This window comes from Pseudomonas sp. GZD-222 (assembly GCF_049310525.1).
Classification (GTDB): domain Bacteria; phylum Pseudomonadota; class Gammaproteobacteria; order Pseudomonadales; family Pseudomonadaceae; genus Aquipseudomonas.
Map to the genome: position 1 here is coordinate 101,767 of NZ_JBMOWO010000054.1, position 18,999 is coordinate 120,765.

Sequence of the window (18,999 nt, forward strand, 5' to 3'; positions counted from 1 at the left end):
GGGTCATGCGGCACCTGGCTCGGCAGCGGGTTCAACGACCACGCTAAAGGCGCAGGCAACCCACTGACAAGCACGCTGCGGAGCAAACTTGATCGCCGTCAAGCCGGCTCAGACGGTGCGCGAAAACTGCCCCTTGCGCCCGCCGCCGAGGTAGGCGTCAAAGGCCATGGCGGTGTTGCGCATCATCAGTTGCCCCTGAGGCAGCAACTGCAATCCATCTTCTTCGAGCGCCAGCAGATGGTCTTCCACCTGTTCCGCCAGTTGCTCCAGGGCCTCGGCGAAGTAGTCACTGAAACGCACACCGTGAGCGGCCTCGAACTTGCCGAAGTCGATCCGGCCGTGGCACATCAGCTCGTTAATCACCTCACGCCGCAACAGGTCATCGGCGTTCAGGCGGTATCCACGCTGCACCGGCAACAGGCCTTGATCGAGCCGTGCGTAGTACTGCGACAGCAGCTTGACACTCTGGCTGTAGCTGTCGCCTACCTTGCCGATCGACGACACGCCAAGGCCGATGAGGTCGCAGTCGGCGTGGGTCGAATAGCCCTGGAAATTGCGTTGCAGGGTACCGTTGGACCGGGCCAGGCTCAGTTCATCCTCCGGCAAGGCGAAATGGTCCATGCCGATGTACACATAACCGGCCTCGGTCAGGCGGCGAATGGTCAGTTCCAGCAACTCCAGCTTGCGCCCGGGCGGAGGCATGTCCTCGGGCCGGATCATCCGCTGTGCGCGTACCAGCTCGGGAAGATGCGCATAGCTGTAGGCGGCAATACGGTCCGGACGCAAGGCGATGATCTTGCTCAGGGTGACATCGAAACTCTGCACCGTCTGCAACGGCAGGCCGTAGATCAGGTCGACGCTGACCGACTTGAACCGCGCCTGGCGCGCGGCAGCGACCAGGGCATAAATCTGCTCCTCGCTTTGCTGGCGATTGACCGCGGCCTGCACATCCGGATCGAAATCCTGCACGCCGAAACTCAGGCGATTGAAGCCCAGGCCGCGTAGCAACTGGATCTGCTCGGTATTGATGGTGCGCGGGTCGACCTCGATGGAAAACTCATGGTCATCGCTGTCGTCGAGGTTGAACGCCTGGTGCAGGCTGTCCATCAACTCGGCCAGTTGCTCGCCACTCAAATAGGTCGGCGTACCGCCGCCCAGATGCAACTGGGTCAGCCTGCGGCTGCAATCGAACAGCGCCCCTTGCATGGCGATTTCGCGCTTGAGGTAGTCCAGGTATTCAGTCGCACGGTGGGTCTTGCGGGTGATGATCTTGTTGCAGGCACAGTAGTAGCAAAGGCTCTGGCAGAACGGGATATGGATATAGGCCGACAACGGCTTGGGCTTGGCTGCCTGGTTGCTGGCTTGCACGGCCTGCAGATAGTCATCGACCGCGAACGCCTCATGAAACTGCGGCGCGGTGGGATAGGAGGTGTAACGCGGCCCCGGACGGTCGTACTTCTTGACCAGGGCCTGGTTGAATTCAAAGGCTGGCATCATGATCGATCCACTCATGGTCACAGGAAAGCACCGAACTGATCGCTCCCTGTTCGAACAGCTGACAAATGGCATCCACTTCCAGACGACCAGCAGGCAGTATGCTGAGGTAGTCCTCACTCAGTTCGACCAGCCCGGCGCGGCTCATGGCCTCCAGCTGCCGCCAGGCCGCCGGGAAGTACTGCTGAAAGTTCAGGCCGAAGCGGGTTTCGATGGCCAGGATATCCAGCTCCAGATCACAGCTTAGGCGCTCCACCACCCGTTGCCTGACCTGATCGCTGTCCTCGCAGCGCCAGCCGCGACAGGTCGCCAGCTGCCCTTGCTGGAGTTTTTCCAGGTAGTGGCCAAGCACCTCGGTATTTTGCGCGTACAAGCTGTCGAGCTGGCTGATCGCCCCCAGACCGAAACCGACGTGATCGCAGTAGCCATGCCGGGTAAACCCCTGGCAGTTGCGGCGCAGGCGCCCGCGTTCCTGGGCAATCGCCAGGTCGTCATCGGGGCGGACAAACTGCCCGAGACCGATGTGCTGGTAGCCTGCAGCGAGCAAGTACTCGAAGCACAGACGCCGCATCAATGCCTTGTCCTGCTCGCTGCTGGCGGCACGGCGAGGGCATTGCGCATAGCGCTGAGGCGCATGGGCATAGTCAAACACCTGCAGCCGGTCAGGCTCCAGCTCAATCAGCGTGGTCAGCTTCAGGGCAAAGCTTTCCGGCGTCTGCCAGGCGTGGCCATAACCCAGATCGACACTCACCGAGCGATAGTCAAAAGTGCGTGCCGCATCGATCAGCGAATGAATCGGCGCCGGGTTCTGATAGCAAGTCACCGACAGCTCACTGCTGCTGCCGATTTCCGGTACACCGATGCTGACATGGTTGAAACCCTGGTCACGCAGCAAGCCCATGGTCGCCCAGCTGGTGTGGTGCAAATCGACATCGGCGCTGTAGTCGCCGCTTTCGTGGGTAAGAAAATTGAAGCGCTTGTGCAGTTGCGCCATCAGCCGCTGCAGTTGCGCGGGCTGCGGGGTTATCCCCCCCAGATGAAACTGCTCGACCCGTTGCTGCGTGCCCAGGTGACAACCGACCAGGTCGATCTCCTGGGCCAGGCACTGCAGGTAGGTATCGAGGGACGGACCGGCGGCATGCACACTGGCCGGCATTTGCAGGTTCAACGACAACGGACGTTGATGCTGGCGGCTGCTGCGCAAACCGCGCAACACATCCAGCGAACCGACACCGCCATGAAACTTGCGAATGTCGATGTAACAGTTGGGGTCAAGTGTGCCCTGATCGTGTTGAACGACCTGCTCGTTGCGGGAGTGGAGGACATCGAGCATGACAAGGCTCCGAGGCGGACTGCGGAGTTTCAGTGTCCGCCTATAACGCCCGGGGGGCCTTGATTTGTATCAAGCGCCGGTGGGGTACTTACCAGGTCAGGTAGAACATGCCTTTGGCCAGCAACACAATCAGCACCATATGGCTGAACACACTGGTGTGGATGAACTTCACCCAGCGGGCAGTCATGCGACCGGTTTTGAACAGCAGCATGGCGCCGAGAAAGTGCACGAGCACGCTGCCAGCAAGCACAATCTTGGCCAGCAGCAAGGTGCCGAACGACGAGCTGAGGGGTGATTCAAGCAACGGCAGATAACGCAGCCAGACCATCCCTGCCCCGGCACCGAACAGTACCAGCAACACCCAGGGCATCAGTTGCCGGGCGCGTTGACCGATGGCCTGTTCGAGCAACAGCATCAGCCTGGCGGGTAGCTGCTTGCGGATGCGTTCGAGGAACAGTACTTCGAAGAAGACTGTGCCGATGAAGATCAGGGCGGCGAACAGGTGCAAGGTCAACAGTACTGGGTAGATCATTGGACCCTCTTGGCTCGCGTCCTGGATCAGGATTCGAGCCTACAGGGCTGGGGGGTGGGTGTGATTGATGGTGATCAAGAAAGTAAGGGGGCGTGTTGACCAAGCGCCCCCTTGCAAACGGATCTGTTCACCCAGACAGGAGCAGCCTCACCGCGGCCGCAAAATCAACACCCCCAACGGCGGCAGATTCAACCCCAGCGACAACGGTTGCCCATGGCTGGCCACCGCCTCGCTCACCACCTCCCCGAGGTTGCCATAGTTGGACCCGGCATACCCTTCGGCATCGCTGTTCAGCACCTCAACCCAGCGCTCCCCGAACGGCACCCCGATGCGGTACCCCTCACGCGGCACCGGGGTAAAGTTGGCCACCACCAGCAGTGGTTCGCCACTGGCACTCCAGCGCAGCCAGGCGTAGACACTGTTGTGCGCATCATCGCCAATCAACCACTGGAAGCCTTGCGGCAGGCAGTCCTGTTCGTGCAGGGCGCGCTCTTCGCGGTACAGCCGGTTGAGGTCACCGACCAGGCGCTGAACACCCAGGTGCTCGGGGTATTTGAGCAGGTACCAGTCCAGTTCGCTGTCGTGGTTCCACTCCCGCCACTGGCCGAACTCGCAGCCCATGAACAACAGTTTCTTGCCCGGATGCGCCCACATGAAGGTCAGGTAGGCACGCAGGTTGGCGAATTTCTGCCAACGGTCCCCGGGCATTTTGTCGATCAGCGAATGTTTGCCATGCACCACTTCATCGTGGGAGATCGGCAGGATGAAATGCTCGGAGTACGCATAGATCAAGCCGAAACTCATTTCGTTGTGATGGTAGGTGCGGTGGATCGGGTCGTTCTGGATGTAGTGCAGGGTGTCGTGCATCCAGCCCATGTTCCACTTGTAGTTGAAACCCAGGCCGCCCTGCTGGGTCGGCTGGCTGACGCCGGGCCAGGCCGTGGACTCTTCGGCGATGACCATGGCGCCAGGCGCTTCGATGGCGACGACGTCATTGAGGTGGCGCAGAAAGTCGATGGCTTCGAGGTTCTCCCGCCCGCCATGGCGGTTCGGCACCCACTCGCCGGCCTTGCGCGAGTAATCGCGGTACAGCATCGAGGCGACGGCATCGACACGCAGGCCGTCGATATGAAAGTGTTTGAGCCAGTGCAGCGCCGAGGCCAGCATGAAGCCGTGGACTTCATTGCGCCCGAGGTTGTAGATCAGGGTGTCCCAGTCTTGGTGAAAGCCTTCCAGCGGGTTCTCGTATTCATACAGCGCGGTACCGTCGAACCGCGCCAGGCCATGGCTGTCGGTGGGAAAATGCGCCGGCACCCAGTCAAGGATCACGCCGATGTTCGCCTGGTGGCAGGCATCGATGAACGCGGCAAAGTCTTCGGCCGAGCCGTAGCGCGCGGTGGGCGCGAACAGCGACAGCGGTTGATAGCCCCAGGAGCCACCGAAGGGGTGCTCCATGATCGGCATCAGTTCGATGTGGGTGAAACCCAGCTGCTGGATGTAGGGCACCAGGCGCTCGGCCAGTTCGCGCCAGTTGTAGAAGCGCGCCACTTCGCCGGTGTCGTCCAGCTCGCATTGCCAGGAGCCGGCATGCAGTTCATAGATGGACAGCGGCGCAGTGGTGGCCTGACGTTCGCCACGTAATTGCATCCAGTGCTGGTCTTGCCAGTCATGCGCCAGTGGCCCTGCCACTTTTGACGCGGTGCTCGGCGGCAACTCGGTGGCCCGTGCCAGGGGATCGGCCTTGAGCGGGAGGATGCCTTCGCGGCCCAGCACTTCGTATTTGTACGCTTCACCGGCCTGCAGGCGCGGCACGAACAGCTCCCACACACCCGAGGCATGGCGCAAGCGCATCGGATGCCGACGGCCGTCCCAGTTGTTGAAGTCGCCGACCACCGACACCCGCCGGGCATTGGGCGCCCACACGGAAAAACGCACCCCGTCGATGCCGTCGATCTGCACGGGCTGCGCGCCCATGCTGGCGGAAAGATCACGGTGGTTGCCCTCGGCAAACAGGTACAGGTCCATGTCACCCAGCAACGGGCCGAAACTGTAGGTGTCTTCGCTGATCTGCTCGCCACTGGCCCACTGAATCCGCAACACATAGGGTTGCTGTTCGGCCAGATGAGCGATGAACAGGCCCGGTACCGATTGCTGCTCCAGCTCACCCAGCAGGCGTCCGTCGTCGCGGGCCAGGGCCTGCACATTCAGGGCATTGGGCAGATAGGCGCGGACATACTGGCCGCCCGCACCATCAGGGTGCGGACCAAGCACAGCGAACGGATCAGCATGTTCGGCCCTGACCAGGGCGTCGATGTCACGCTGATCCAGCCCGCCTTCCTCGCGCTTGCGTTGTTTCATTCAGCTTTCTCCCCAGGTACTTGTCAGGCCATGGAGGCCATGCAAAGGCACGGCCAACCAACTTGGGCGGTTTTCGGCTTCATACAGAATTTCGTAGGCGGCCTTTTCCAGGCTGAACAGTTCCAGTGCCGCACGCTCGCCGTCGGCATGTTCCCAGGCATGGGGCATGGCCGCGGTGGCCAAGCCATAGGCCTCGACAAAGGCATGTCGGGCCTGGTGCAGATAACGCCTGGCGACTCGCTGACGGGCCTGGCGGGCATTGTCCGAGAGGTCGACACTGGAGGCACTGCGCAGCACCATGGCAGCAGCATAGTCGAAGGAACGCAAAACGCCGCTGACATCCTTGTAGGGGCTGTGCCGGGCCCGACGCTCGTCCAGCGGCCGGGCCGGTTCACCCTCGAAGTCGATCAGGTAGGCATCGCCCTGCACCACCAGCACCTGGCCTAGATGCAGGTCGCCGTGCACGCGCATCAACAGGCCGCCCTGGACTTGTGCACTGAGGGTGCTGATCGTGGCAAGCAGGTCCTGGCGTTGCTGTTGCAGGTCGTCGACCAGGACCTGGCTGTCACTGTCGAGCTCGGCGCGATGGGCTTGGAGCAGGTCCAGGGCGCGGGTCAGTTGGGCGCTGATAGCCTTGCCCCAGGCCTGGCAGTCATGCGCGGTGCTGGGCCGTGGCCGGAACGCCGGGTCTTTGGTCGGGGCCGCCAATAACAAGTGCATTTCGCCCAGCCGCTGGCCCAACATGCTGGCAAACTCGGCCAGGTCCTGGAGGGCATCGGTATGAGCTTGCTGCGCAGAAGTTCCGGGTTCGAGTTCGTCGCGGATAGCCCGCTCCAGGTTGTTCTGGGTCCAGTCCCAGGCGTCGCCCTGATTGCTCAGGTAGCCTTGGGCAATCATCAGCAGGTGCGGTTGGTCCTGGCTGTCCACCCGGCTTACCCACCCCAGTAATGGCGAGATATTGGTGTAGCCGGCAGCGGTCAGGTAGGCGCTCATCTCCAGCTCCGGGTGAACCCCGGGATTGACCCGGCGAATCAGCTTGAGCACCAGGCTGCCGCCGACCACCACCGAGCTGTTGGACTGTTCGGTGGAGAGGTAGCGCACCTGGGCATCGTCCGCCAGGTTCAGGGCGGCTAGCTGTTCGGTGGCGTGAAAGCGCAGCTCGCCTTCGGCACACGGCAAGCGCACAGCGTCCCGACAAGCAACCAGCAACGCATGGATAAAACTGTCGAGGACGAAGCCGTCGGTGATCAGCCCTACCTGGCGCCCGCGCCGCACCCGTGCCAAGGCCAGTTGCTGAGGGGCTGCGCTGTTGATCTGGTCCTCACCGACAAAGCCGAAGGGTAACTGGTAACGGCTGCGCTGGCCGCCGCTGGTGACCTCGATCTCACTCAGCAATACCGGGCGCGTGGCGGTACCAAAGCGCACACCATAGGCAATTTGCACCTGCTCGATGCCCGCCTCCTTGCCGGCAAACCAGCGCCGCTTGGGCAGGTACTGGGGCAGGATACTGTCTTCCAGGGTGCTGCGCGCCGGCGCTTCAAGCAGTTCCTCCATACGCTTTTTCAGCACCAGGGTGGTGAACTCCGGCAGGCTTTGCGCCGGTTCCACATGCCAGCTGGGCATCTGGTCCTTGGCGGCCAGCAGGAACCAGTAGAACCCATAGGGCGCCAGGGTCAGCAGGAACGGCAACTGGCCAATCGGCGGGAAGGCACTGCCGCCGAGCATCTCCACCGGCACGCTGTCGACGTAGGGCGACAGGTCGAGTTCGGCGGCCTGTGCGGTGCGCGAGACATTGGCCACGCAGAGGATGATTTCGCGCTTGCCATCGCTGCCGGTGTACTCGCGGATGTAGGCCAGAATCCGCCGGTTGCTTGGCGAAAGCATGGTCAGCGTGCCGCGGCCAAAGGCTTTCTGTTGTTTGCGCACCGCCAGCAAGCGCCGGTTCCAGTTCAACAGCGAATGCGGATCGTGGGCCTGGGTTTCAACATTGACCGAGGCAAAGCCGTACAGCGGATCCATGATCGGCGGCAGCACCAGACGCGCCGGGTCGGCGCGGGAAAAGCCACCGTTGCGGTCGATCGACCACTGCATCGGCGTGCGCACACCATCGCGGTCGCCCAGGTAGATGTTGTCGCCCATGCCGATTTCGTCGCCGTAGTACAGGGTCGGCGTGCCGGGCATCGACAGCAGCAGGCTGCTGAGCAACTCCACCCGCCGCCGGTCGCGTTGCAACAGCGGCGCCAGGCGTCGGCGAATCCCCAGGTTGATTCGCGCCCGGCGGTCTTCGGCGTAGTAGTTCCACAGGTAGTCACGCTCACGGTCGGTGACCATCTCCAGGGTCAGCTCGTCGTGGTTGCGCAAGAAGATCGCCCACTGACAGTTGGCCGGGATGTCCGGGGTCTGACGCAGGATGTCGGTGATCGGAAAGCGGTCTTCCTGGGCCACGGCCATGTACATGCGCGGCATCAACGGGAAGTGAAAGGCCATGTGGCATTCGTCGCCCTGCCCTTCGCCGAAATACAGCTGGGTGTCTTCCGGCCACTGGTTGGCTTCGGCCAGGAGCATGCGGTCGGGGTAGTTGGCATCGATCTCGGCACGAATCTGCTTGAGCACCTGGTGGGTCTCGGGCAGGTTTTCATTGTTGGTGCCATCGCGCTCGATCAGGTACGGGATCGCATCCAGGCGCAAACCGTCGACACCGAGGTCGAGCCAGTAACGCATCACGTCGATGACAGCCTTGAGCACCTGCGGATTGTCGAAATTGAGGTCTGGCTGATGCGAGTAGAAACGGTGCCAGAAGTACTGACCGGCGACCGGGTCCCAGGTCCAGTTGGACTTCTCGGTGTCGAGAAAGATGATCCGTGTACCGTCGTACTTCTGGTCGCTGTCGGACCACACGTAAAAGTCCCGGGTTTTGCTCCCGGGCTTGGCGCGCCGGGCTTTCTGGAACCAGGGATGCTGGTCGGAGGTGTGGTTGATGACCAGCTCGGTAATCACCCGCAGGCCGCGCTTGTGGGCCTCGGCGATAAAACGCTTCACATCGGCGAGGGTGCCGTAGTCCGGGTGTACGGCTTTGTACTCGGCGATGTCGTAACCATCGTCGCGCCGTGGCGAGGGGTAGAACGGCAGCAACCAGAGGGTATTGACGCCAAGCTCGGCGATGTAGTCGAGCTTGGCGATCAGGCCGGGAAAATCACCGATGCCGTCGTTGTTCGAATCGAAGAAGGACTTGACGTGCACCTGGTAGATGATCGCGTCCTTGTACCACAGCGGGTCGTCGATGAAGGCTGCCGGGCGGGAACGCTTGGCCATGTTCGACTCCTTTCTAGAGGGCTTTTTCGATACGCCAGATACCAAACGGCAGGTGCCAGGGTTCGATGCGCATCCATTGGGTCTTGCCGTGCCAGGTCCAGCGATGACCGGTCATCAGGTCTTCGCCGACAGTGTCGGCGTTGTCATCCAGGCCCAGCTCCCAGAGCGGCAACTCGAAGTGCGCCTCCTGGGCGTTGTGCGGGTCGAGGCTGATGGCAATGAGGATGAAGTTGTCGCGTTCGGCGGTGCGTTTGCCGAAGTACACGATGTTGTCGTTCCAGGCGTGATAGAAGGCCACGCCCAGATGCGTCTGCAATGCCGGATTCTGCCGGCGGATTCGATTGAGCTGGGCGATCTCGGCAATGATGTTGCCGGGCTGGCTGAAGTCGCGGGGGCGAATCTGGTATTTCTCCGAATCCAGATACTCTTCCTTGCCCGGAATCGGGGTCGACTCGCACAGTTCGAAACCTGAATACATGCCCCATAACCCCGAGCCCATGGTGGCCAGGGCGGCACGGATGAGAAAACCGGCGCGGCCTGACTCATGGAGGAAAAACGGGTTGATGTCCGGCGTGTTGACGAAGAAGTTCGGCCGGTAGCAATAGCACCACGGCGGCTGGTTGAGTTCTTCGTAATAGCTTTGCAGCTCGGCCTTGGTATTGCGCCAGGTGAAATAGCTGTAGCTCTGGGAATAGCCGACCTTGCCCAGGCGCGCCATCATCGCCGGTTTAGTGAAGGCCTCGGCGAGGAAGATCACCTCAGGGTGCTGGCTACGCACATTGGCGATCAACCAGTGCCAGAACGGCAGCGGCTTGGTGTGCGGGTTGTCGACGCGAAACATCGTCACCCCTTCCTGCACCCAGGCCAGCACCACATCACGCAGGGCCAGCCACAGCGATGGCACAGCCTCTGCGGCATAGAAGTCGACGTTGACGATATCCTGGTATTTTTTCGGCGGATTCTCCGCGTAGCGAATGCTGCCGTCCGGGCGCCAGGAGAACCAGCCTGGATGCTCCTTGAGCCAAGGGTGGTCCTGCGAGCACTGGATGGCAAAGTCCAGGGCGATCTCCAGACCATGCTCGGCGGCGGCGGCGACCAGGCGCCGAAAGTCCTCGCGACTGCCCAGTTGCGGATGAATCGCGTCATGCCCACCCTCTTCGCTGCCGATGGCGTAGGGGCTGCCCGGATCGTCCGGTTCGGCCTGCAGGGCATTGTTACGGCCCTTGCGAAAGCTCCTGCCGATGGGGTGTATGGGCGGAAAGTACAGCACGTCAAAGCCCATGTCGCGGATCATCGGCAGGCGCTCATGGACGTCATTGAAGGTGCCATGACGCTCGGGGTCGTCGGTGATCGAGCGGGGAAACAGCTCATACCAGCTGGCGAACACGGCTTGCTTGCGCTCCACGTCCAGCGGATATTCTGGACTGCGGCTCAAATAGGTGCGGTGATCGGCCTCGCGCATCAACACAGCGGTATCGGCGTGCAGCAACTGCGCCACCTGCTCTTCGGGCGCCATGACCGGCAAGGCCTGACGCAGTGCTTGCAGCTGTTCACGCAGCACGCCGCTGCTGCGCTGGATATTTTGTTCGAGCAGCAGTAGCGCTTCCTGCAGCTCCAGCGCTACGGATACCCCGGCGGTGAACTTTTTCTCGAGGTCATGGCAAAAGGTGGCGAACGGATCGATCCAGGCCTCGATGCTGAACAGATGCCGCCCCTGCTCCGTAACGCTGATCTGGGCCTGCCACAGGTCATTGCCGACAAACGTCATGGGCACACAATGCCAGCGCCGGCTGCGGGCCTGACGCCAATTGAGCATGACCGCCAGGGTGTCATGACCGTCGGAATAGACCTTGCTGCTGACCTGAACCCGCTCATCGACCACCGCTTTGACCGCGAACATGCCGCCATCAAGCACTGGCTGGGTGTTCTCGATCACAATCCGCGGCTCCAGCAGGGCCTGGGAAAGGCTGATGGCCTGCTCGGGGTGATCGTTTGCCGGGGCTACGCGGTCGGTTTCGAAGGGCTCATCGCGGGTCATCGATCCTTGCTCCGTTACGAGGGGGCAGTAAGAGTTCAGAGCGGGTGAGCGGCGCGGGGTTCAAAAAAAATGAGCGATTGCCACGCTGTGCAGTCAAAAAATACTCAGTCCACTCCCCGTTGCGAGGTGAGGCCATGAACATTCCTATCCCGGCAGAAACACCCGATCCGAATATAGACGACCCGACCTTGCCGCCTGTGGTGCCGGATGAAGAACCCGATGAAGTGCCGGGCAAGCCGACAGTGCCGCCCACCGTGGGCGACCCGCCGAGTGACGAGCCGCCCGTAGGAGCGGATTAATCCGCGATGGACTGCGTAGAAGGCCGTGCAATTGGGGCCGCGCTGCGGCCCATCGCGGATAAATCCGCTCCTACAACCGCGGTTTAGCGGCTGCTGAGTTCTTCGATGCTGATCTCACGCATGCGGAACTTCTGCACCTTACCGGTCACCGTCATCGGGAACTCGTCCACAAAGCGGAAGTGCCGTGGAGTCTTGAAGTGGGCAATGCGGCTTTTGCACCACTGCTGCAGCTCGATCTCACTGGCGCTATGACCGGGGTGGAACTTGATCCAGGCAACGATTTCCTCGCCATACCGCTCATCAGGAATACCGATCACCTGCACATCGGCCACCGCCGGATGGGTGAAGAAGAACTCCTCAAGTTCACGCGGATAGATGTTCTCGCCGCCCCGAATGATCATGTCCTTGTTGCGCCCGGCGATGCACACATACCCCGCCTCATCCATGGTCGCCAGGTCACCGGTGTGCATCCAGCCGGCCGGGTCGATGGACTCATGGGTGGCGTCCGGGTTGCCCCAATAGCCAAGCATCACGCTGTAGCCGCGAGTACACAGCTCGCCCATCTGCCCACGCGGGACGATGCAGCCGTGTTCGTCGACAATCTTGCTCTCCAGCTGCGGCTGGGTGCGCCCCACCGTGGTCACCCGCAGTTCCAGCTCGTCTTCCGGGCCGGTTTGCAGGGACACCGGGCTGGTCTCGGTCATGCCATACGCAATCTGCACCTCGCTCATGTGCATCTGATCGATCACCCGGCGCATCACTTCGATCGGGCAGGTAGCGCCGGCCATGATCCCGGTGCGCAAGCTCGACAAGTCGAACTCGCCACGCTGGGGATGGTCGAGCATGGCAATGAACATGGTCGGTACGCCATACAGGGCGGTGGCCTGCTCTTCGGCGACGGTGCCGAGGGTGAGCAAGGGATCGAACGCGTCATTGGGGTAGATCATGGTGCTGCCATGGGTCACGCAGCCGAGGTTACCCATGACCATGCCGAAGCAGTGGTACAACGGCACCGGGATGACCATGCGGTCCGTTTCGCTCAGACCCAGGCTTTCACCGACCATGTAGCCATTGTTGAGGATGTTGTAATGGCTGAGGGTCGCACCCTTGGGGAAACCGGTGGTGCCGGAGGTGTACTGGATGTTCACCGGCTGGTCGAACTGCAGGCTCTGCTGGCGGGCCTGGTAGTCGGCCGGTATGGTCTGTTCGACCAGCGTCGTCAGCTGCGCCCAGGGCAGGAAGCCCGCAGGCGGCGTGGCATCCAGGCTGATCACGCCGCGCAGGTCGGGCAGCCGTTCACTGCTCAATTGCCCGGGTTGCTGGTCGCCCAGTGCAGGCACCAGTTCAGCGAGCATGCCGTGGTAATCGGAGGTTTTGAACGCCCCGGCGCAGACCAGCCACTGGCAACCTGACTGCTTGAGCACATACTCAAGCTCGCTGGTGCGGTAGGCCGGGTTGATGTTGACCAGGATCACGCCGATCTTGGCCGTGGCGAACTGGGTGATGCACCACTGCGCGCAGTTCGGTGCCCAGATGCCCAGGCGGTCGCCGGTCTTCAGGCCCAGGGCCATGAGCGCCCGGGCATGACGGTCAACAGTGTCAGCCAGTTGCTGCCAGCTGTAACGCAGTTGCTGGTGGCGCACCACCAGGGCCTCACGTTCGGGGAAACGTGACACCGTATTGTCGAACGCCTGGCCGATGGTCATCGCCAGCAAGGGCTTGTCCTGACGCCCCTGGGTATAGCTCGGTTGATTCATGACGGTCCCTTGTTGTGATTGTTCTGGGAGCTGATTCAAGCGGTTCTTACTCTGGCGCATATTTACGTTAACGTAAAGGTCATGGTGAGATTGACAGTCGCATGACTCAGGTTTACGTTAACGTAAAGGTGATTGCTGATCGCGGGGCAAGCCCGCTCCCACAGCCCCGCGATGAACTCCAACAATAAACAACAGAAGGTGCCCGCATGCATTATCCAACCCTGAACTTCGCCCTCGGCGAAACCATCGACATGCTGCGCGACCAGGTGCAGTCCTTCGTTGCGGCAGAGCTGGCACCGCGCGCGGCGCAGATCGACCAGGACAACCTGTTCCCCGCCGATATGTGGCGCAAGTTCGGCGATATGGGCCTGCTCGGCATCACCGTCAGCGAAGAATACGGCGGCGCCGGCCTGGGCTACCTGGCCCACGTGGTGGCGATGGAAGAAATCAGCCGCGGCTCGGCCTCGGTCGCCCTCTCCTACGGCGCCCACTCCAACCTCTGCGTCAACCAGATCAACCGCAACGGCAACGCCGAACAGAAAGCCAAGTACCTGCCCAAGCTGATCAGCGGCGAGCACATCGGCGCCCTGGCCATGAGCGAGCCCAACGCCGGTTCCGATGTGGTTTCGATGAAGCTGCGCGCCGAACAGCGCGGCGACCATTTCGTCCTCAACGGCAGCAAGACCTGGATCACCAACGGCCCAGACGCCAACACCTATGTGATCTACGCCAAGACCGACCTGGACAAAGGCCCGCACGGCATCACCGCCTTTATTGTCGAGCGTGACTGGAAAGGCTTCAGCCGCAGCAACAAGTTCGACAAGTTGGGCATGCGCGGTTCCAACACCTGCGAGCTGTTCTTCGACAACGTCGAAGTGCCGAAGGAGAACATCCTCGGCGTGCTCAACGGCGGTGTGAAAGTACTGATGAGCGGTCTGGACTATGAGCGCGTGGTGCTCTCCGGCGGTCCGACCGGGATCATGCAGGCCTGTATGGACCTGGTGGTGCCGTACATTCATGACCGCAAGCAGTTCGGCCAAAGCATCGGTGAGTTCCAGCTGATCCAGGGCAAGATCGCCGACATGTACACCCAGCTCAACGCCAGCCGTGCCTACCTGTACGCCGTGGCCCAGGCTTGCGATCGTGCCGAAACCACCCGCAAGGACGCTGCCGGGGTGATCCTCTATACCGCCGAACGCGCGACCCAGATGGCCCTGGAAGCCATCCAGATCCTCGGTGGCAACGGCTACATCAACGAGTTCCCGGCCGGCCGCCTGTTGCGTGACGCCAAGCTCTACGAGATCGGCGCCGGCACCAGTGAAATCCGCCGGATGCTGATCGGGCGCGAACTGTTCAACGAAACCCGCTGAGCACAAGGACAACGCCCATGGCTACCCTGCACACCCAGATCAACCCGCGCTCGGCCGAATTCGCCAGCAACAGCGCGGCCATGCTCGAACAGGTCCAGGCCCTGCGCACCTTGCTCGCCAAGGTCCATCAGGGCGGCGGTCACAAGGCCCAGGAGCGGCACACCTCGCGGGGCAAACTGCTGCCGCGCGAGCGCATCGACCGCCTGCTTGACCCCGGCTCACCGTTTCTCGAAATCGGCCAGTTGGCGGCCCATGACGTCTATGGCGAAGACGTGCCGGCCGCTGGGGTAATCGCCGGTATTGGCCGGGTCGAAGGCGTCGAATGCATGATCGTCGCCAACGATGCCACGGTCAAAGGCGGCTCCTATTATCCGCTGACAGTGAAAAAGCACCTGCGCGCCCAGGCCATCGCCCTGCAGAACCGCCTGCCCTGCCTGTACCTGGTGGACTCCGGCGGTGCCAACCTGCCGCGTCAGGATGAGGTATTCCCCGACCGTGAGCACTTTGGGCGGATCTTCTTCAACCAGGCCAACATGAGCGCCCTGGGGATTCCGCAGATTGCTGTGGTCATGGGCTCGTGCACCGCCGGCGGCGCCTATGTGCCGGCCATGGCCGACGAAGCGATCATGGTCCGTCAGCAGGCGACGATTTTCCTCGCAGGTCCCCCGCTGGTAAAAGCCGCTACCGGTGAAGTGGTCAGCGCCGAAGACCTCGGTGGCGCCGATGTGCACTGCAAGACCAGTGGCGTTGCCGACCACTATGCCGACAACGACGAACATGCCCTGGCCATCGCCCGGCGCTGTGTGGCCAACCTCAACTGGCACAAACTGGGCAAACTTACCCAGCAGGCGCCGATTGCGCCGCTGTACGACGCCCAGGAGCTGTACGGTGTGGTCCCGGCCGATGCCAAGCAGCCGTTTGATGTACGCGAGGTCATCGCCCGCCTGGTCGACGGTTCGGTATTCGACGAGTTCAAGGCGCTGTTCGGTACCACGCTGGTGTGTGGCTTCGCTCACCTGCACGGCTACCCGGTGGCGATCCTGGCCAACAACGGCATTCTGTTCGCCGAAGCCGCGCAAAAAGGCGCGCACTTTATTGAGCTGGCCTGCCAGCGCGGTATCCCGCTGCTGTTCCTGCAGAACATCACCGGCTTCATGGTCGGGCAGAAATACGAGGCCGGCGGCATCGCCAAACATGGCGCCAAGCTGGTGACCGCCGTGGCCTGCGCGCAAGTGCCGAAGTTCACCGTGATCATCGGCGGCAGCTTCGGTGCCGGCAACTACGGCATGTGTGGCCGCGCCTACGATCCACGCTTCCTGTGGATGTGGCCAAATGCACGCATCGGCGTGATGGGTGCCGAACAGGCTGCCGGTGTGCTGGCCCAGGTCAAGCGTGAGCAGAGCGAACGCAGCGGCCATCCGTTCAGCGCCGAAGACGTAGCACGCCTCAAGCAACCGATCCTCGACCAGTACGAACACCAGGGCCACCCGTATTACTCCAGCGCGCGCTTGTGGGACGACGGCGTCATTGACCCGGCGCAAACCCGCGAGATCCTTGGCCTGGCGTTGTCCGCAGCCCTCAACGCACCGATCGAACAAAGCCGTTTCGGCATTTTCCGGATGTGACCATGAGCGACTTCACTACCCTTGAACTGATCAAGGACCCCCGTGGTTTTGCCACCCTGTGGCTCAGCCGGGAAAACAAGAACAACGCCTTCAACGCGCAGATGATCCGCGAGCTGGTCCTGGCCATCGATCAGCTTGCTGCCGATGCCAACCTGCGCTTTGTCCTCCTGCGCGGCCGTGGCCGGCACTTCAGTGCCGGTGCCGACCTTGCCTGGATGCAACAGTCGGCGGCACTGGACTACAACACCAACCTCGACGACGCCCGCGAACTGGCCGAGCTGATGTACAACCTGGCCAGACTCAAGGTGCCGACCCTGGCCGTGGTTCAGGGTGCCGCCTTCGGCGGTGCACTGGGCCTGATCAGCTGCTGCGACATGGCCATTGGCGCGACCGATGCACAACTGTGCCTGTCGGAAGTACGCATCGGCCTGGCGCCTGCGGTCATCAGCCCGTTCGTGGTCCAGGCCATGGGCGAACGCGCCGCTCGCCGTTATGCCCTGACCGCCGAGCGCTTCAGCGGTGAACGAGCCCGTGAACTGGGCCTGCTGGCCGAAGCCTATCCCGCCGCCGAGCTTGAACAGGCGGTGGACCAGTGGATCGACAACTTGCTGCTCAACAGCCCGCAAGCCATGCGTGCCAGCAAAGAGCTGCTGCGCGAAGTCGGCCACGGCGAACTGACCCCGGCCCTGCGCCGCTATTGCGAGAACGCCATTGCCCGTATCCGCGTAAGCCCCGAGGGCCAGGAAGGTTTGCGCGCGTTCCTGGAAAAACGTAGCCCGGCCTGGCAGGCCGAACCGTCGAACAAGGAGCCGCGCCCATGACCCACACCCCGTTGACCACCCTGCTGGTTGCCAACCGTGGCGAGATCGCCTGCCGGGTCATGCGCACCGCCAAAGCCCTGGGCCTGACCACGGTCGCCGTGCACAGTGCCATTGACCGCGATGCCCGGCACAGCCGCGAAGCCGACATCCGCGTCGACCTGGGTGGTGCCAAAGCCGCCGAGAGCTACCTGGACATCGACAAGCTGCTGGCCGCCGCCAAAGCCAGCGGCGCCCAGGCGATTCACCCGGGCTATGGCTTTCTCTCCGAGAACGCCGGCTTTGCCCGCGCCATCGAGCAGGCCGGGCTGATCTTCCTCGGCCCACCGGCCAGCGCCATCGACGCCATGGGCAGCAAGTCGGCGGCCAAGGCCCTGATGGAGCAGGCCGGCGTGCCGCTGGTTCCGGGCTACCACGGCGAAGCCCAGGACCTGGAAACCTTCCGCGCCGCCGCCGAGAAAATCGGCTACCCGGTACTGCTCAAGGCCACCGCCGGTGGTGGTGGCAAGGGCATGAAAGTGGTCGAGAGCGAAAGCCAGCTGGGCGAAGCCCTGGCCTCGGCCCAGCGTGAAGCGCAGTCGTCGTTTGGTGACGCGCGCATGCTGGTGGAAAAGTACGTACTCAAGCCGCGTCACGTTGAAATCCAGGTGTTCGCCGACCAGCATGGCAACTGCCTGTACCTCAACGAACGCGACTGCTCGATCCAGCGCCGCCACCAGAAAGTCGTCGAAGAGGCCCCTGCCCCAGGCCTGAGCACGGCCCAGCGCCAGGCCATGGGTGAAGCTGCCGTCAAAGCAGCCCAGGCCATCGGTTATGTCGGTGCCGGTACCGTGGAGTTCCTCCTCGATGCTCGTGGCGAGTTCTTCTTTATGGAGATGAACACCCGCCTGCAGGTCGAACACCCGGTCACCGAAGCCATCACTGGCCTCGACCTGGTCGCCTGGCAGATCCGCGTGGCCTGCGGCGAGCCGTTGCCGATCACTCAAGCGCAGGTGCCACTGAACGGCCACGCCATCGAAGTACGGCTGTATGCCGAAGACCCGGCCAACGACTTCCTGCCAGCCACCGGTCACCTGGCACTGTACCGCGAGTCGGCGCCTGGAGAAGGACGCCGGGTCGACAGCGGGGTCAGTGAAGGCGACAGCATCTCGCCGTTCTACGACCCGATGCTGGGCAAGCTGATTGCCTGGGGACAGACCCGTGAACAAGCGCGTTTGCGCTTGCTGGCGATGCTCGACGAGTTTGCCATTGGCGGTTTGAAAACCAACATCGCCTTCTTGCGGCGCATTCTGGCTCACCCGGCCTTTGCCAATGCCGAGCTGGATACCGGTTTTATCCCGCGCTATCAGGAGCAGCTGCTGCCTGCGCCGCAGCCATTGCCGGCACTGTTCTGGCAAGCGGCGGGTGAAGCCTTCATCCAGAGCCAGCCGCTGGCACCGCGCCTGGATGATCGTCACTCGCCCTGGGCGGCCAACAACGGCTTCCGTGCCGGAGTGCCGGCGCAGGTCAGCCTGCACCTGAACAGCAATGGCCAGAACCAGGCGCTTAGCCTGACCCACGCCGCGGCGTCGCCGTTCAAGCTTGAAGGTGAACAGTTGCAGATCGACGACAACGGCCTGCGCCGCCGCCACCTGGCGATCCGCCGCGGTGACACCTTGTACCTGCAGTGGGATGGCGAGCTGCATGCGGTAACGTCGTTTGATCCGATTGCCGAGGCCGATGCCAGCCATAGCCACCAGGGCGGCCTCAGCGCGCCCATGAACGGCAGTATCGTGCGGGTGCTGGTGGAGGTCGGTCAGGCGGTAGAAGCCGGTGCACAACTGGTGGTGCTGGAAGCCATGAAAATGGAACACAGCATTCGCGCCCCTCAGGCCGGGACGGTCAAAGCGCTGTTTTGCCAGGAAGGCGAGATGGTCAGTGAAGGGGCCGTGCTGGTGGAGCTGGAAGAGGCCTGAGGGCCTTGCCAGGTGCACTTGCCGGTGGGGGGGGGGGGGGGGGGGGGGGGGGGGGGGGTGGGGGGGGGGTGGGGGGGAGGGCGGAGAGAAGGGGAACGCACCTTCCTC

12 protein-coding genes are annotated in these 18,999 nt (G+C 62.6%); 5 read left to right on the top strand and 7 right to left on the bottom strand.

Annotated elements, in window-relative coordinates; all coding sequences use genetic code 11:
• Positions 1-108: 108 nt before the first annotated feature.
• The 6 genes from hemN to ACO6VD_RS10505 form a co-directional block, all read right to left on the bottom strand.
• Entirely contained in the window at positions 109-1,497 is a 1,389-nt protein-coding gene (gene hemN, locus ACO6VD_RS10480; protein WP_422418810.1) for an oxygen-independent coproporphyrinogen III oxidase, read from the bottom strand.
• Entirely contained in the window at positions 1,481-2,827 is a 1,347-nt protein-coding gene (locus ACO6VD_RS10485; protein ID WP_422418811.1) for a coproporphyrinogen III oxidase, read from the bottom strand. Before ACO6VD_RS10485 ends, hemN begins: the two co-directional genes overlap by 17 nt.
• A gap of 88 nt (positions 2,828-2,915) precedes the next feature.
• On the bottom strand, positions 2,916-3,359 hold the full coding sequence (locus ACO6VD_RS10490) for a CopD family copper resistance protein (protein WP_422418812.1): 444 nt from the start codon (positions 3,357-3,359) through the stop codon (positions 2,916-2,918).
• Positions 3,360-3,506: 147 nt separating this feature from the next.
• The gene (gene glgB, locus ACO6VD_RS10495) at positions 3,507-5,717 is read right to left on the bottom strand and encodes a 1,4-alpha-glucan branching protein GlgB (protein WP_422418814.1); all 2,211 of its coding nucleotides are present in this window, start codon (positions 5,715-5,717) and stop codon (positions 3,507-3,509) included.
• Positions 5,718-9,029, bottom strand: coding sequence for a maltose alpha-D-glucosyltransferase (gene treS, locus ACO6VD_RS10500; RefSeq protein ID WP_422418815.1), 3,312 nt, complete (start codon positions 9,027-9,029; stop codon positions 5,718-5,720). It abuts the gene before it with no gap.
• Positions 9,030-9,042: 13 nt separating this feature from the next.
• A complete protein-coding gene (locus ACO6VD_RS10505) occupies positions 9,043-11,067 on the bottom strand; it encodes an alpha-1,4-glucan--maltose-1-phosphate maltosyltransferase (protein ID WP_422418817.1) in 2,025 nt (674 codons plus the stop codon).
• A gap of 134 nt (positions 11,068-11,201) precedes the next feature.
• Between ACO6VD_RS10505 and ACO6VD_RS10510 the strand changes: the two genes are divergently transcribed.
• Positions 11,202-11,366, top strand: a complete 165-nt coding sequence (locus ACO6VD_RS10510; RefSeq protein ID WP_422418819.1) for a hypothetical protein — start codon at positions 11,202-11,204, stop codon at positions 11,364-11,366.
• An 83-nt stretch (positions 11,367-11,449) separates the two neighbouring features.
• Here the strand turns inward: ACO6VD_RS10510 and ACO6VD_RS10515 are convergent, their stop codons facing one another.
• The gene (locus ACO6VD_RS10515) at positions 11,450-13,123 is read right to left on the bottom strand and encodes an AMP-binding protein (RefSeq protein ID WP_422418821.1); all 1,674 of its coding nucleotides are present in this window, start codon (positions 13,121-13,123) and stop codon (positions 11,450-11,452) included.
• A gap of 206 nt (positions 13,124-13,329) precedes the next feature.
• Here ACO6VD_RS10515 and ACO6VD_RS10520 point away from each other — a divergent pair, with 206 nt between their 5' ends.
• The 4 genes from ACO6VD_RS10520 to ACO6VD_RS10535 are packed head-to-tail and all read left to right on the top strand — an operon-like array spanning position 13,330 to position 18,891.
• Complete coding sequence (locus ACO6VD_RS10520) at positions 13,330-14,493, top strand: isovaleryl-CoA dehydrogenase (protein WP_400173151.1); 1,164 nt, start codon at positions 13,330-13,332, stop codon at positions 14,491-14,493.
• Between the two features lie 17 nt (positions 14,494-14,510).
• Entirely contained in the window at positions 14,511-16,118 is a 1,608-nt protein-coding gene (locus ACO6VD_RS10525; RefSeq protein WP_422418824.1) for a carboxyl transferase domain-containing protein, read from the top strand.
• A 2-nt stretch (positions 16,119-16,120) separates the two neighbouring features.
• Complete coding sequence (locus tag ACO6VD_RS10530; RefSeq protein WP_422418826.1) at positions 16,121-16,939, top strand: gamma-carboxygeranoyl-CoA hydratase; 819 nt, start codon at positions 16,121-16,123, stop codon at positions 16,937-16,939.
• Positions 16,936-18,891 (top strand): acetyl-CoA carboxylase biotin carboxylase subunit, encoded by a 1,956-nt coding sequence (locus ACO6VD_RS10535; protein ID WP_422418828.1) that lies wholly within the window; start codon positions 16,936-16,938, stop codon positions 18,889-18,891. The genes ACO6VD_RS10530 and ACO6VD_RS10535 overlap by 4 nt, the downstream gene beginning before the upstream one ends.
• Positions 18,892-18,999: the final 108 nt, after the last annotated feature.